A 14597-nucleotide genomic window follows, 5' to 3' on the forward strand; every position below is an offset into this window, starting at 1 on the left:
AAAAAAAAAGCCGGTCGTGCATTATGCAGACCGGCTTTTTATTATCCGGCGGTTTATGCCGGACAACTTATCTTTCACGCCATCAGAACAGTTCGTGTTCCTGACCATTATCCATAATGGTTGTCCCGACCTCATGAACCGCATGTTCCGTCGGCTGCGTTCCGTCGATGAAGTATTCCGGACGGCTGTTACCACCGCCGTCGGACAACTTACCGGTGCTCTTATCGATGGTCACCGTGACAATGCCCGGAGGCGGCGTCTGCGGTTGTTCAGGTACGCCTTCCAGCACGGATTTCATGTAATCATCCCACGCTGGCTGGGCGCTCTTCGCACCACCTTCATAGCCTGAAATCTGATCCGGGATCGCGCCGGAAGCCGTCGTGCGGCCTAAATCACGGCGATGATCGTCAAAACCAATCCAGACAGACGTTACTACTTCAGGGCCACCGTATCCGGAGAACCAGGCATCTTTCGAGCTGTTGGTCGTACCGGTTTTGCCGCCGATATCATGACGTTTCAAATCACGGCCTGCGCGCCAGCCTGTCCCCATCCAGCCCGGTTCCCCGAAGATGTTGGAGTTCAGGGCGTCGCTGATCAGGAATGACAGTGGTGCGCTGATAACGTGTGGTGCGTATTGCTGCGCGGCATCAACCTGCGGCGAGTTCGGCGGAACCTGTTCCAGCTGCGGCGTTGGTACACTAGCATTGTTGTTCGACGTAGACGTTGCCACGTTTTCAACATTGTCATCCGACAGCACGGCAGATTTCTGCGTTTCGCCGTAAATCACCGGAATATTACAGGTGCGGCAGGCAATTTTCGGTTTCGCTTCAAACTGCACCTGACCGGATTCATCCACAATTTTGGTGATGAAATACGGATCAACCAGGAAGCCGCCGTTGGTCAGCGTCGCATAACCACGCACAACCTGGAGCGGGGTGAATGAAGCCGAGCCCAGCGCCAGTGATTCGGAATGAACGATGTTCGCCGCCGGGAAGCCGAAACGTTGCAGATATTCTGCCGCGTAATCCACGCCCATCGCACGCATCGCACGCACCATTACCACGTTCTTGGATTCCCCCAGACCCTGACGTAAACGGATCGGGCCGTAATACGTAGGCGGTGAGTTTTTCGGACGCCAGTCCGTGCCCGCGCCGGCATCCCAGCGGGTAATCGGCATGTCGTTGAGGATAGTTGCCAGTGTCAGGCCCTTATCCATCGCGGCGGTATACAGGAACGGTTTGATGTTTGAACCGAGCTGACGCACCGCCTGATTAGCACGGTTAAATTTGCTCTGGTTGAAGTCAAAACCGCCGACCAGCGCTTCAATCGCACCGTCCGTTGAGTTCAGGGAAACAATGGCCGAGTTGACGTCAGGAACCTGTGCCAGCCACCAGTCATCACCCACTTTACGTACCCAGACTTGCTGACCGGGCTGAACCACGTCGGAAACGCGTTTCGGCGTCGGGCCCTGCGCGGTGTCACTGCGGTAAGGACGCGCCCAGCGCATGCCGCTAAATGGCAGGCTGATCACGGCGCGATTCGACATCGTGGCAGTGGCCTGAGCGTCATCCGTTGCCGTGATAACCGCCGGGAACAGCGGGCCATAAACCGGCAGCGTTTTCAGAGACTGAACAATCTTGTTCTCATCCCACGCGGGCTCGCCGACTTTCCACAGCTGATTTGACGCACCGCGGTAACCATGGCGCATGTCGTAGTTCATCACGTTGGTGCGCAACGCTTCCTGCGCGGCCAGCTGCGTTTTTTTGGTGATGGTGGTGTAGACCATATAACCGTCGTTATAGGCGTTGTCGCCATAACGTTTCACCATTTCCTGACGCACCATTTCAGTCAGATACGGCGCGGAGAATTCAATGTGCGGGGCATGATAGTTCGCCACCAGCGGCTCTGCGCGTGCCTGATCGTACTGCGCCTGCGTGATGTATTTCTCATCAAGCATACGTGCCAGCACGGTATTGCGGCGTGCCAGAGAACGGTCATGGGAATAAAGCGGGTTGAAGGTTGACGGCGCTTTTGGCAGGCCAGCAATCACCGCCATTTCACTGAGCGTCAGTTGGTCGACGTTTTTACCGAAGTAAACCTGCGCTGCGGCACCGACGCCATAGGCGCGATAACCGAGGTAGATCTTGTTCAGATACAGCTCAAGGATTTCATCTTTGGACATCATCTGTTCGATACGGATGGCCAGAAAAGCTTCCTTGATTTTACGGGTCAGCGTGCGTTCGGGGCTGAGGAAGAAGTTACGGGCTAACTGCTGAGTAATAGTACTCGCGCCCTGTGAGGCGTGACCAGACACCAGCGCAACGGAAGCCGCACGGAAAATACCGATCGGGTCCACGCCGTGATGCTCATAGAAACGACTGTCTTCTGTTGCGATAAACGCATGCACCATCTCCGGTGGGATTTGGTCAAGTTTCAGTGGGATACGGCGTTTTTCACCGTACTGGGCGATCAAATCACCTTCAGCACTAAAAACCTGCATCGGTGTTTGCAAGCGCACGTCTTTAAGCGTGGCGACGTCGGGAAGCTGAGGCTCGATATATTTATACAAACCGAAGATCGAGGCCGCTCCCAGCAAAATGCAACACACTGCAAGAATCAATAAATACTTTACGAACTTCACCTGAGATTTCCCATTAAGTGTCAATTGGGCAGTTTATAAACAACCGCGCGGTAGTATAAAGGCAAGCCAGCAACATGGATACGTTCTTTTATTTACCTGACAATATGGAGATTGAACGAAAATGCGACTACAAGCATGGCAGGTAGGTCTGGATATTCAAGCCGGTTTCGCCCGTGCGATTGCCGTTCAGCGGCGGCGGCATGGCTGGCAATTACGTCACTGGTGGCAACATCCCTTGCCCGATTTCACATTGCGGGAGGGGATATTACATGAGAGCGCGCCGCTAATCGCCATTTTATCGTGCTGGCGAAAAACTCTGCCGGCATTGATTTCGTTGCGAATAAGTCTTCCGGCACAACGGATTATGCAACAGCGGCTGGCCGTGCCGGACAGCCGTTTACGCGAACCCGCCCGCAGTGCATTTATCTTTGCCAGTGCCGCAAAGCAGTTCCCGCTGAGCATAGAACACCTGGTGATGGATTACCGCGCAGACCCTCATGGTGATAATCAGATTGTGGTGACGGCGGCCCGGCAGCAGGAAATTGAGCAGTGGATAGCCTGCATGGCCCAGGCGCGTCTGTTTCCCGATATCATCGAACTCGCCCCCTGTGCGCTGCACGTTGCCGCGCATGCCGCCGGGCTTCCGGGAGATGCGTTGCTCGTCCATCCGATGGACGACGCTTTTCTGTGGGCTTCTCCGCACAGCCTGCCTTTTCAGTTTGGCCTGTTTTCTCACGGAGAAATCGAGACTGAATCCTCCCTGTTAGAAAAAGTACGTGCTCAATATCGCGCAGCCTCATTGTGCAGCCGGGACGTGTTTTTCAGTGGTGAATCACCGCAACCACTGATGCAGAACTGGTCGCCACTGAGTGCCATCGGTCAGCTCTCTGCGCCGCTTCCGGCCAACCCGGGTGCATTTGCCCCCGCCGTCGGGCTGGCGCTCAGGCAGGCGGATTACTGATGCTGCAAGTTAACTTCATGCCGTGGCGCCAATTGCGCCGTCAGCGTCTTTTGCGCTACTGGCTCAGGTTTTTCGTTTGCGTACCCGTCTGTGTGATGTGCGGCGTTTTTGGCCTGTCGCTTTTTATCCTTCAGGAGCGAACCCTGTTGCAGATGCATTTATCTGCTCTGACTTCCTGCGCGCAAAAATTGTCTGTTCAGCAACGCCGCGTGACCTTGGCGCTGGCTGAGCACAAAGTCATCGCCGAAAAACGTGCCGCGAGCCAGCAGCGCCGACAGGCCAGTCTGAACGATCTGCAACTTCTGGTGCTGCTGTCGGCGCAGATCCCGGCGGAAGTCTGGCTGAGCGAGCTGACAGAGCATCAGGGGCAACTGACGTTAAAAGGAGAGGGGCGTTTTTATCACGATATTCTGGCCTTCAGCGAAGCGCTGACCGCCAGCCCGTTGCTGAGGGATGTTCATCTGTCGAACGTTGAGCAACAACCTGAGCATGCGCTGAGTTTTGTGCTGACAACCCGTTTTCAACCGCAGAATGCTGCGCCGGTTGGTGGGGCGTTGCCATGATGATGACATTCTCCGCGCGCCTCGAACCGCTGATGGAAAAACCGGGCTGGCAACGTCTTATTGCACTGGCAGGATGCACACTGGTGCCCGTTCTGATGTGTTATCAGTTTTTGCTCCGGGGTTTATGGCTGGAGCAAACAGAATTAAAGCAGCAAACCGACGCGCAGCAACTGACGGTTTCGCGGGCGCAGGTGGCTTTATTACGCGCTCCGGCGCTGGACAGTCTTGAGCCTTCGCTAAAGGAAAATACGCCGGAGCAAAAGCAAAGCTTGCCGCTAGAGCAGCAATTTTCGCAGCCGCTAAAAGATGCACAGGCCACGCTGATCCGCTGGCAACCTGCGGCAGAAATGTCAGCAGCGCCACAGGGAGAATTGCAGCTCAAATTATCCTTCAGCGGCCTGATGAATTTTCTGTCAGCACTCCAGCAGCAGCCGGAACAGCCCGCATTCAGTGAACTGATTTTGCAGTCTGCCGGAGGTGAAATGACAGCGTCCGTTTTACTGACACAAACGACGGGTCTGGAATCTCTTCCTGAAAATGCAATCACTGCGGTAACGCAGCGAGATCCTTTCGCTGCGGCCGTTTCATCGTCCTGCACAACCGCCGTTCAACCGCTTTTGTGGCGGTTAAGCGGTGTCTCTTATGCCGGTGAGCAGCTTTCCGGCTGGCTGCTTTCGCCGGAGGGGCGTTGGATACGTGTTGAAACGGGCACACAGCTCGGCACGCCTGCGTGGACCATCGACAATCTGGACGGCTCACATGCTGAGCTCAGCATGGCGGATCCCCGTTGTGGCGAGCAGCGGCAGACACTTTGGCTTGGCAAAAACACGAATTCTCCAGGGAAAGGAAATTAATGAAAAGCATCGGTTATCTCTTCGCAGGGTTAATGCTCTGTTTCAGTGGGGTGAAAGCGGCAACGCTGCCACCGGTTTCACTCGAATTCCAGGCCTCTCCGGTTGCGATGGTATTGCAGGCACTTGCGGAAACGCGGGAGTTAAATCTGGTGATAGCGCCTGGTGTCGACAGCCAGATCAGCGTGAAGCTGAAAAATGTCCCCTGGCAGCAGGCGCTGGACATCATTTTGCAAATGAGCCATCTCACCAGTCAGTTACAGGGGAATGTTTTACTTGTGTCACCGGTTATCGATCCGCTTGTGCAACAGCAGCAGCGTCAGGACGCCGCAGATCAAAGGGCGCAGCAAAGCCCCGTTATCAGCCTGACAGTGCCGTTGAAATATGCCGATGCAAAAGAAGTTGCGCTCAGCCTGAACGCGCAAAAAGGCTCACTGCTTTCCGCCAAAGGCAGCGCCACCGCCGATCCCCGCACCAACACACTTTTATTACGTGATACCCGCGAAGCGCTGGATGTCGCAGAACCTTGGGTCAGGGAGATGGATTTGCCGCTACAGCAGGTGCAGCTGGCTGCGCATATTGTCACGATGAACAGCGAGAGCCTGCGTGAGCTGGGCGTTCGCTGGGGGTTCAACGGTGAGGAAGCCATCACCAAAGCGGTACGTGTCAATAATTTCAATATGGGACTGCCGGTGGAGAACCCGATGTTTGCCGCAGGTTTTAATCTGGCGCACATCAGCGGCCGAATTCTGGATCTGGAACTCACGGCGCTTGAGCAGGAAGATAAGGTGGATATCATCGCCAGCCCGCGCCTGCTGACCGCGCACATGCAAACCGCCAGCATCAAACAGGGCACTGAGATTCCGTATCAGGTTTCAAGCGGCGCAAGCGGCAGTACTTCGGTTGAATTTAAAGAGGCGGTACTCGGCATGGAAGTGACACCGAAGATTCTTCGCGACGGGCGTATCGAGCTGGCGCTGCAAATCAGCCAAAATATGCCGGGACGAAGCATCAAACAGGCCGAAGGCGAAGCGCTGGCAATTGATAAGCAGGAAATTAAAACCCAGGTGACGGTCAGAGATGGGGAGACCCTTGTTCTTGGCGGGATTTTTCAGCGAAAAAACCAAAAAACAGACACCAAAGTGCCGGTGCTGGGCGACATTCCTGTCGTCGGTTCCTTGTTTAAACACCAGTACACGAATGAACAGCGGCGCGAGTTGGTGATTTTTATCACTCCGACCTTAATCCGCACCCAATAAACGGGTATTCTGACTTAACTGAAATTGCACAATAACGTTGAGCGCATGCAACTTTTTGTGTCGTGAGAGACTTCTGAGTTTGACGCTGCGGTCGATTTAGCTTACAAGGGTTACCGAATTGAGCACCGTGATCTTTTTATTACGACAGACACGCCGATAAAAACGTACGGTTTCCCTCCTGCGGCGTGCAAAGTGATTTATTCGGTTGCCAAACTACCAAGAGTGTTGAGATAATTTTTTTCTGATCTCGCACTATATCGCTCATGAGGTTTCAGTTTAGGTCCCGCCGCTAATTTGATTGGCGGGGCGGGTTATCATCAACGAATTGTCTTAGTAATACCGAAAAACATGGCAGAGAAACGCAATATCTTTCTGGTTGGGCCTATGGGTGCCGGCAAAAGCACTATTGGTCGACAGTTAGCTCAGCAACTCAATATGGAGTTTTTCGACTCCGATCACGAAATTGAGCGACGTACCGGAGCTGATGTGGGCTGGGTATTTGATTTAGAAGGCGAAGACGGATTCCGCGACCGCGAAGAAAAAGTGATCAACGAACTGACAGAAAAACAGGGCATTGTTCTGGCAACTGGTGGGGGTTCCGTTAAATCACGTGAAACCCGTAACCGTTTGTCAGCGCGTGGCGTTGTCGTCTATCTTGAAACTACCATCGAAAAACAACTGGCGCGTACACAACGCGACAAAAAACGTCCATTATTACAAGTGAGTGCTCCGCCACGTGAAGTGCTTGAAGCACTGGCGAAGGAACGCAATCCTTTGTATGAAGAGATTGCCGACGTCACTATTCGTACCGATGATCAAAGCGCCAAAGTCGTTGCTAACCAGATTATTAACATGCTGGAAAGTAACTGATTATTGGTTCCGGTCATTGCCTGAGGGTGTCAGCTAAAAAGGTTACAAAGCACGACATGGAGAGGATTACCGTAACGTTAGGGGAGCGTAGCTACCCCATTACGATTGCTGCCGGATTGTTCCACGATCCGGCTTCTTTTATGCCGGTAAAGGCAGGCGATCAGGTCATGATAGTGACCAATGAAACGCTTGCTCCTCTCTATCTGGACGCTATCCGTTCAGTTCTGGAGCAGGCAGGCGTTCGTGTTGATCAGGTGATACTGCCTGATGGTGAACAATACAAATCCCTGACTGTTCTGAATGACGTGTTTTCCGCGCTGCTCGACAAGCCGCACGGACGTGATACCACGCTTGTCGCCCTTGGTGGCGGCGTAGTCGGTGATTTGACCGGCTTCGCTGCTGCCAGTTATCAACGCGGTGTGCGCTTTATTCAGGTGCCAACCACATTGCTGTCTCAGGTTGATTCTTCCGTCGGCGGTAAAACGGCGGTAAACCATCCACTCGGAAAAAACATGATCGGCGCGTTTTATCAACCTGCGTCGGTGGTGGTTGATCTCGACTGTCTGCGAACGCTGCCTGCCCGTGAAATGTCATCGGGTCTCGCGGAAGTTATCAAATACGGCATTATTTTGGATGCCGATTTCTTTGTCTGGCTCGAAGACAACATGGACGCATTACTGGCGCTGAATATGAACGCGCTGGCATATTGCATCCGTCGTTGCTGCGAGCTGAAAGCTGAGGTTGTGGCTGCCGATGAACGCGAAAACGGTATGCGCGCCTTACTGAATCTGGGCCATACTTATGGCCATGCTATTGAAGCAGAAATGGGTTATGGCAACTGGCTGCACGGCGAAGCCGTCGCGGCAGGTATGGTGATGGCGTGTTATACCGCGCATCGCCTCGGGCAATTTAGCCTGGGGGACATCGCGCGGGTCAAGGTGTTGTTAATCCGCGCGGGATTACCGGTTGCAGGCCCGCAGGTCATGGAAGCGCAGTCTTATCTGCCGCACATGATGCGTGATAAGAAAGTACTGGCTGGCGAGCTGCGTCTGGTTTTACCTAAAGCAATTGGTCAGTCTGAAGTGCGCTCCGGCGTATCGCATGAAATGGTGCTGGCTTCGATTGAAGATTGCCGTTAAGACTGCGGCCATGCTTTTGGCCAGATAACGACCGATTTTACCAATGCCCAGCAAAGCTTTATTTTTTAGTCAGGATAGTTGCTCCGCGTAAAACCTGTTTCAGGTTTTTAGCCGGGTTGGAGGTTTTAGATGGATGATTTAACACCGGAAGACGATCTCAAACCAGACACCAGCGATCGCCGCCCACCGCGCGCGCGCAAACCGTCTCCTTCCATTCCAAAGGTTCCTGTGAATCGTCAGTACGTGATGATCGGCATTGGTATTGTGGTGCTGATATTACTGATTGTCGGCATTGGTTCCGCCATGAAGTCGCCAGCGACTACCCCATCCGCGCAGCAGAACAACGGGCCTAAAGACATCAATCTTGCGGGCAACGACCTTGCGGGCAACAATGCGGCCGCACCGGCTCAGCCTTCGGCGCAAGCACAGGCGAATACGGCGCAGGCGGCTAACGGCCAGCAACCTCAGAGCATTGGTTTACCGCCAGTTTCTTCTACACCGACTGAAGCGCAGCCTCTGCCAGATAACGGGCAGAAAGAGCGTGTCGATCTGCCAGGCGATATGGGCGATGCTTTATCTTCCCAGCAGAATCAGGTGGATGGCGTAGCGCAAGGCAGCATGACACCCGCAGCCCAGTCACTGACCTCTTTACCGACAGCCCCGGCTACGGTGAACGGTTCGGCGCGGACTCAGATGCCTGCTGCCTCTCAGTCTTCAGCAACGCATACACGCCCTGCACAACCTGCGCGTAATACTCAACCTGCTCATACCGCGAAACCGGCTGAACACAAACCGGCGTCGCAGACCGCGAAGTCTCAGCCTCAGGCGACGAAATCTCCTGCGACACATCCGTCAGCAGCACCGGCTGTCTCAGCCCCTGTTGTTGCTTCCGGCAGCGCATCGATGATTAAGTCTGCTCCGGGTTCGCACTTTACCCTGCAATTGAGCGGCGCTTCTCAGTCCAGCACGTTGAATGCATTCGCAAGACAGCAGGGCCTGAAAAATTATCTGGTTTATCAGACAGCCCGCGACGGGAAGCCGTGGTTTGTGCTGGTCAGTGGTAACTACGCTTCTTCCGCTGAAGCTAAACGTGCCATTTCCAGCTTGCCTGCGGAAGTTCAGGCGAAAAAACCGTGGGTCAAACCTGTACATCAGGTACAGCAAGACCTGAAAAAATGAATCTGATCTCAACGCGATTTGCTGTCTAAAAACAGGATACAATCCGCGGCTGTGAATTGTATAAGTAGCTAACTGACGGCATGAAGAAGAACCGCGCGTTTTTGAAGTGGGCTGGCGGCAAATACCCGCTGATTGATGACATCAGACGTCATCTACCAGCGGGAGATTGTTTGATAGAGCCTTTTGTTGGCGCGGGTTCGGTATTTTTGAATACCGAGTATGACGCTTATATTCTGGCGGACATCAACAGCGACCTGATCAATCTCTATAACATCGTGAAAATGCGTACCGAAGAATTCGTACGCGACGCCCGTGTGCTTTTCACGCCTGAGTTTAATGAATCAGATCGTTTTTACGCACTGAGGGCTGAGTTTAATGCCAGCAGCGATCCTTATCGTCGTTCGGTACTTTTCCTCTATCTCAACCGCCATTGTTACAACGGTCTTTGTCGTTATAACCTCAGTGGTGCGTTTAATGTCCCGTTCGGACGCTATAAAAAGCCGTATTTCCCTGAAGAAGAGCTCCACTGGTTTGCGGAAAAAGCCCGCAATGCGGTGTTTGTTTGCGAGCATTATCAGGACACTTTGCTGAAAGCGCAGTCTGGCTCGGTGGTGTATTGTGATCCCCCTTATGCACCGCTTTCGGCGACGGCCAATTTTACGGCGTACCACACCAACAGTTTTAGTATGGAAGATCAGCGCAATCTGGCGCGGCTGGCGTATCAGCTTTCCCATGAGAATAATGTGCCGGTGCTGATTTCCAACCATGAAACACCGCTGACGCTGGAATGGTATGCAGAGGCGAAACAGCTGCACCGCGTCTCGGCGCGCCGGACGATCAGCAGCAAAGTGGCTCAACGCAGCATGGTAAATGAACTTTTAGCGTTATATCGCTGATTACCGGCTAGCCGGTGATTTTCGGGAACCTTATCGTTTGGAGAAGCGGATGAAACAGTTTTTGATTGCACCGTCCATTCTATCGGCTGACTTTGCCCGCCTGGGTGAAGACACGGCGAAAGCATTGGAAGCTGGCGGAGATGTCGTCCATTTTGATGTGATGGACAATCATTACGTCCCGAATTTAACGATGGGGCCGATGGTCCTCAAATCATTACGCAATTACGGCATCACGGCGCCTATCGACGTGCATCTGATGGTGAAACCGGTCGATCGTTTGATCCCGGATTTCGCAGAAGCCGGGGCGTCTTACATCACTTTCCACCCTGAAGCCTCCGAGCACGTTGACCGCTCGCTGCAACTGATTAAAAGCCACGGCTGTAAAGCCGGTCTGGTTTTCAACCCTGCTACGTCCCTGAGTTATCTGGATTATGTTCTGGATAAACTTGATGTGATCTTGCTGATGTCCGTCAACCCGGGCTTTGGCGGTCAGTCATTCATTCCCGGAACGCTTGATAAATTGCGTCAGGTTCGCAAAATTATCGATGACAGCGGTTACGACATTCGCCTTGAAATTGATGGCGGCGTGAAAGCCGAGAATATCCGCGAAATCGCCGCAGCCGGTGCAGACATGTTCGTCGCCGGTTCCGCCATCTTTAACCAGCCTGATTACCGCACCGTGATTGACCATATGCGCAGTGAACTGGCTAAGGTCTCCCATGACTGAGCCTCTTGTTGCACGCGGCATTGCGTTCGATTTAGACGGCACGCTGGTCGACAGCGCGCCGGGCCTTTCCGAAGCGATTGATCTGGCGCTGCGTGATTTTGGCTTACCGGCCGCAGGCGTTGAGCGCCTGAGCACCTGGATTGGTAACGGTGCCGACGTGATGGTTGAACGCGCGGTTCGCTGGGCAGAAGGTGATTTGTCACCAGAGTTCCTGCAAAAAGTGCGCGATAAGTTTGACCACTACTACGCCGATACCGCCGCTTCAGGCAGCCGTTTATACCCGCAGGTGAAAGAAACGCTGGCTGCGCTGGCGGCTCTGGATCTGCCATTAGGGCTGGTCACCAACAAACCTACGCCGTTTATCGCGCCTCTGCTTGCCTCACTGGGCATCGACAGCTATTTCTCGCTGGTGATTGGCGGCGATGACGTCGTGGTGAAAAAACCGCATCCGGCACCGGTCTATCTGATGCTGGGAAAACTCGGTCTGCGTGCCAGTGAAATGGTATTTGTTGGCGATTCCCGCAACGATATTCAGTGCGCTCAGGCGGCGGGCTGCCCGTGTGTGGGCATGACTTACGGCTATAACTACGGTGAATCTATCGCGCTGACGAAACCCGATCGCGTGCTGGATCATTTCGCCGACCTTTTGCCCACTCTGGGGCTGTCATCTTTAAAAGATCAGGAAGCATAAAATGAGTAAACCCATCGTATTTAGTGGCGCACAGCCTTCCGGTGAACTGACCATTGGCAACTACATGGGTGCGCTGCGTCAATGGGTTCATATGCAGGACGATTACGAATGCATTTATTGCATCGTCGATTTGCATGCGATCACCGTACGCCAGGATCCCGCTCAGCTGCGTAAAGCGACGCTTGATACGCTGGCGCTGTATCTGGCTGTCGGCATTGATCCGAAGAAAAGTACCATCTTTGTGCAGTCTCATGTTCCTGAGCATTCCCAGCTGAGCTGGGCGCTGAACTGTTATACCTATTTCGGCGAGCTGGGTCGTATGACGCAATTCAAAGACAAATCAGCGCGCTACGAAACGTCTAACAGCGAAAGCATCACCGCGGGTCTGTTTGATTACCCGGTGCTGATGGCCGCCGATATTCTCCTGTACCAGACCAACCAGGTGCCGGTCGGTGAAGACCAGAAACAACATCTGGAGCTGAGCCGCGATATCGCCAGCCGCTTCAATGCCCTGTACGGTGATGTGTTTACCGTGCCTGAGCCGTTTATTCCGAAATCCGGCGCGCGCGTAATGTCGTTGCAGGAACCGACTAAAAAGATGTCCAAGTCCGATGACAACCGTAAAAACGTGATCGGCCTGCTGGAAGATCCGAAAGCGGTGTCCAAAAAAATCAAAAGTGCGATGACCGACTCCGAAGAGCCGCCTGTCGTACGTTATGACGTGAAAAACAAGCCGGGCGTTTCTAACCTGCTTGATATTCTGTCCGGCGTGACCGGCAAACCGATTCCGGAACTGGAAGCCCAGTTCGGAGGCCAGATGTATGGTCATCTGAAAGGCGCTGTCGCTGAAGCGGTTGCCGGTATGCTGACCGAAGTGCAGGAACGTTATCACCGTTTCCGTAACGACGAAGCTTACCTGCAGGAAGTGATGCGTGAAGGCGCTGAGAAAGCCCGCGCGCGTGCAAAAGTGACGCTGGCAAAAGCCTATGAAGCTATCGGTTTTGTGACCGCGCCTTAATCGCTGAGTCTGTTTGAAAATGAAAAGCCACGCCTTTCGGGACGTGGCTTTTTTGTTTGGGGTTTCCGGGTGAAGAACGCGTTAAGAACCGGCGCTGAAGTTGTAGGTAAACGTTGCGTTGTAGCGCCAGTCGCGGGAATGGCTGTCGAGCGGTACATCACCAATGGCCCGTGCGGCTTCGACCGATAACGTGTAGTGACGGTTATCGCCAAACATCACGCCAATCGCATAAGACGACAGATTCTGTTTCGGTAATCCGGCCTGATTGAATTCGGTGTGCGCACCGTCGATCACCGTGTAAGGCTGAATGGTTTTCAGCCAGATTCCCTGTTCCAGATTGTGGATATAGCGCAGCTCCACCTGGCCGCCGACGCCGTAATCGCCTTGCGCATCGCTGTCCGGATAGCCGCGCCCGTAATGCAGCGCGCCGAAATTCACCCGTTCCGGCTCCGGCAAATCATTGTCTGACCAGTCTCCTTCAACTGACGTACTGAGCCGCCATTTTTTGTCGAACAGATACGCTGCATCGCCGTTGAATTTCCAGCGGGTAAACGACAGATCGGCATTTGGCGTGGAATTCGTCGCGCCCAGCCCGTCGATCCCCTGGCGGACGTTAAATTTCGTGCTCCAGTAGGACTGGTCATATTCGCGATAACCGGCCAGTGTGATTTCTGCCGCCGGGTAGCGTATGCGCTGATTCACTTCCGGCAGCCGCACGCGCTGGTTTCCCAGACTTGCCTGCAAATCGTAATCATATTTTTTGTCGAGATAATCCAGCCCGCCGCTGATCGTCCACTGTTTTTTCCGTGTCAGCTCTAACGGATAACTGAACACGACGCCGCCGTTGTATTGCGTCTGAGTATTCTGCGAACCGACGTTGATGCCGTTCGGCAGCGATAAAATGGTGTTGTAGTCTTTGTCTTTCTGCTGGTAATAACTGCCTTTGAGCTGCATCAGCAGCCCGTCGTCACCGAGATATTGCTGATAGTTCAGACCGGCATAGGTTTTCCGCGTGTCGCTTTCCAGCGGAATTAATGTCGCAATTCCCAACTGTTCGCCGTAAGTGCTCAGCCCGCTGAGTGTGGCGTTGACCACTGCGGAACTGTCCCCTTTGCGCGTATCGACCGCAGTCTGAATGTTCCAGTTGCGCGGGCGCAAAGCCTGTACATTGAGGACGGTCGCGCCGTAGATATTGTCCGGATTATTGGCGGAGGCGGTCACTTTGGTGTCTGGCGTGCGCTCCATCAGGAGGGTGTAGCGTTCGAACGTATCCTGCGTCAGCAGTTTATCCGCCATAATGTGTTGCGACAGTTTGCTCAGCCAGCGACCGACCTGCTGATTATCGCTGTGGATCTGCGTGCCGGAAATATACCCTTCGACCAGCCCGATTTTCACCACGCCATCTTTGAAATTATCCGCCGGAAGGTAGGCATAAGAGAGTACGAATCCGTCCTGATGATAACGCCGGGTAATTCCGTCCGCGGCCGCCAGTAGCTGCGACAGCGGCACTTTCTTGCCGACAAAAGGAGCGAAAGGCGCAGCCAGAGAATCCAGCGGATATTGCGTGCCGCCGACAAACTGAATGTGCTTCACCTCTATCAGCGTCTGAGGCGTCAGGCTGGGGGCGTTTTTTTGTGCGGGCAGTTCGATTTTTTGTGTTTTAGCCGGAGGCTGTGAAATCGGCTGAGCCAGTTTGGCCGGGTTATTCGGGTCAATCAAAGTAGGGAACATGTCTGCCGAACTGTAACCAACGACAGAGCCCAGTAACGCCACTATGCAGGATTTTATTCTCATAAACATTC

The 14597-nt window shown here is 53.7% G+C and carries 13 protein-coding genes; 11 read left to right on the forward strand and 2 right to left on the reverse strand.

Annotated elements, in window-relative coordinates:
* Positions 1-82: 82 nt before the first annotated feature.
* Positions 83-2641: a peptidoglycan glycosyltransferase/peptidoglycan DD-transpeptidase MrcA gene (gene mrcA / locus GW579_RS18725; RefSeq protein ID WP_152327519.1), complete on the reverse strand. Its 2559-nt coding sequence runs from the start codon at positions 2639-2641 to the stop codon at positions 83-85.
* Positions 2642-2762: 121 nt separating this feature from the next.
* On the opposite strand from mrcA, the gene pilM reads away from it, so the two are divergent.
* From pilM to trpS, 11 genes are all read left to right on the forward strand, one after another.
* Complete coding sequence (pilM, locus tag GW579_RS18730) at positions 2763-3602, forward strand: pilus assembly protein PilM (RefSeq protein ID WP_152327518.1); 840 nt, start codon at positions 2763-2765, stop codon at positions 3600-3602.
* Positions 3602-4165, forward strand: coding sequence for a PilN domain-containing protein (locus tag GW579_RS18735; protein ID WP_152327517.1), 564 nt, complete (start codon positions 3602-3604; stop codon positions 4163-4165). The genes pilM and GW579_RS18735 overlap by 1 nt, the downstream gene beginning before the upstream one ends.
* A complete protein-coding gene (locus GW579_RS18740) occupies positions 4162-5019 on the forward strand; it encodes a DNA utilization family protein (RefSeq protein ID WP_165061026.1) in 858 nt (285 codons plus the stop codon). The genes GW579_RS18735 and GW579_RS18740 overlap by 4 nt, the downstream gene beginning before the upstream one ends.
* Positions 5019-6275, forward strand: a complete 1257-nt coding sequence (gene hofQ / locus GW579_RS18745) for a DNA uptake porin HofQ (RefSeq protein WP_165061029.1) — start codon at positions 5019-5021, stop codon at positions 6273-6275. Before GW579_RS18740 ends, hofQ begins: the two co-directional genes overlap by 1 nt.
* 348 nt (positions 6276-6623) lie before the next feature.
* Positions 6624-7145 carry a shikimate kinase AroK gene (gene aroK, locus GW579_RS18750; protein WP_104923635.1) on the forward strand — a complete coding sequence of 174 codons (522 nt, stop codon included), beginning with the start codon at positions 6624-6626 and terminating at the stop codon, positions 7143-7145.
* Positions 7146-7201: 56 nt separating this feature from the next.
* Positions 7202-8284 carry a 3-dehydroquinate synthase gene (gene aroB, locus GW579_RS18755; protein WP_165061032.1) on the forward strand — a complete coding sequence of 361 codons (1083 nt, stop codon included), beginning with the start codon at positions 7202-7204 and terminating at the stop codon, positions 8282-8284.
* A gap of 129 nt (positions 8285-8413) precedes the next feature.
* A complete protein-coding gene (locus GW579_RS18760) occupies positions 8414-9463 on the forward strand; it encodes an SPOR domain-containing protein (RefSeq protein ID WP_152327513.1) in 1050 nt (349 codons plus the stop codon).
* Between the two features lie 80 nt (positions 9464-9543).
* The gene (dam, locus tag GW579_RS18765) at positions 9544-10359 is read left to right on the forward strand and encodes an adenine-specific DNA-methyltransferase (protein WP_152327512.1); all 816 of its coding nucleotides are present in this window, start codon (positions 9544-9546) and stop codon (positions 10357-10359) included.
* A 49-nt stretch (positions 10360-10408) separates the two neighbouring features.
* Entirely contained in the window at positions 10409-11086 is a 678-nt protein-coding gene (gene rpe, locus GW579_RS18770; RefSeq protein ID WP_152327511.1) for a ribulose-phosphate 3-epimerase, read from the forward strand.
* Positions 11079-11777, forward strand: a complete 699-nt coding sequence (locus GW579_RS18775; RefSeq protein ID WP_165061035.1) for a phosphoglycolate phosphatase — start codon at positions 11079-11081, stop codon at positions 11775-11777. The genes rpe and GW579_RS18775 overlap by 8 nt, the downstream gene beginning before the upstream one ends.
* A gap of 1 nt (position 11778) precedes the next feature.
* Positions 11779-12795: a tryptophan--tRNA ligase gene (gene trpS, locus GW579_RS18780; protein ID WP_165061038.1), complete on the forward strand. Its 1017-nt coding sequence runs from the start codon at positions 11779-11781 to the stop codon at positions 12793-12795.
* Between the two features lie 81 nt (positions 12796-12876).
* Here trpS and GW579_RS18785 read toward each other — a convergent pair whose 3' ends face one another.
* Positions 12877-14595: a ShlB/FhaC/HecB family hemolysin secretion/activation protein gene (locus tag GW579_RS18785; RefSeq protein ID WP_420821554.1), complete on the reverse strand. Its 1719-nt coding sequence runs from the start codon at positions 14593-14595 to the stop codon at positions 12877-12879.
* Positions 14596-14597: the final 2 nt, after the last annotated feature.

The sequence above is a fragment of the Rahnella contaminans genome, from assembly GCF_011065485.1.
GTDB classification, from domain to species: domain Bacteria; phylum Pseudomonadota; class Gammaproteobacteria; order Enterobacterales; family Enterobacteriaceae; genus Rahnella; species Rahnella contaminans.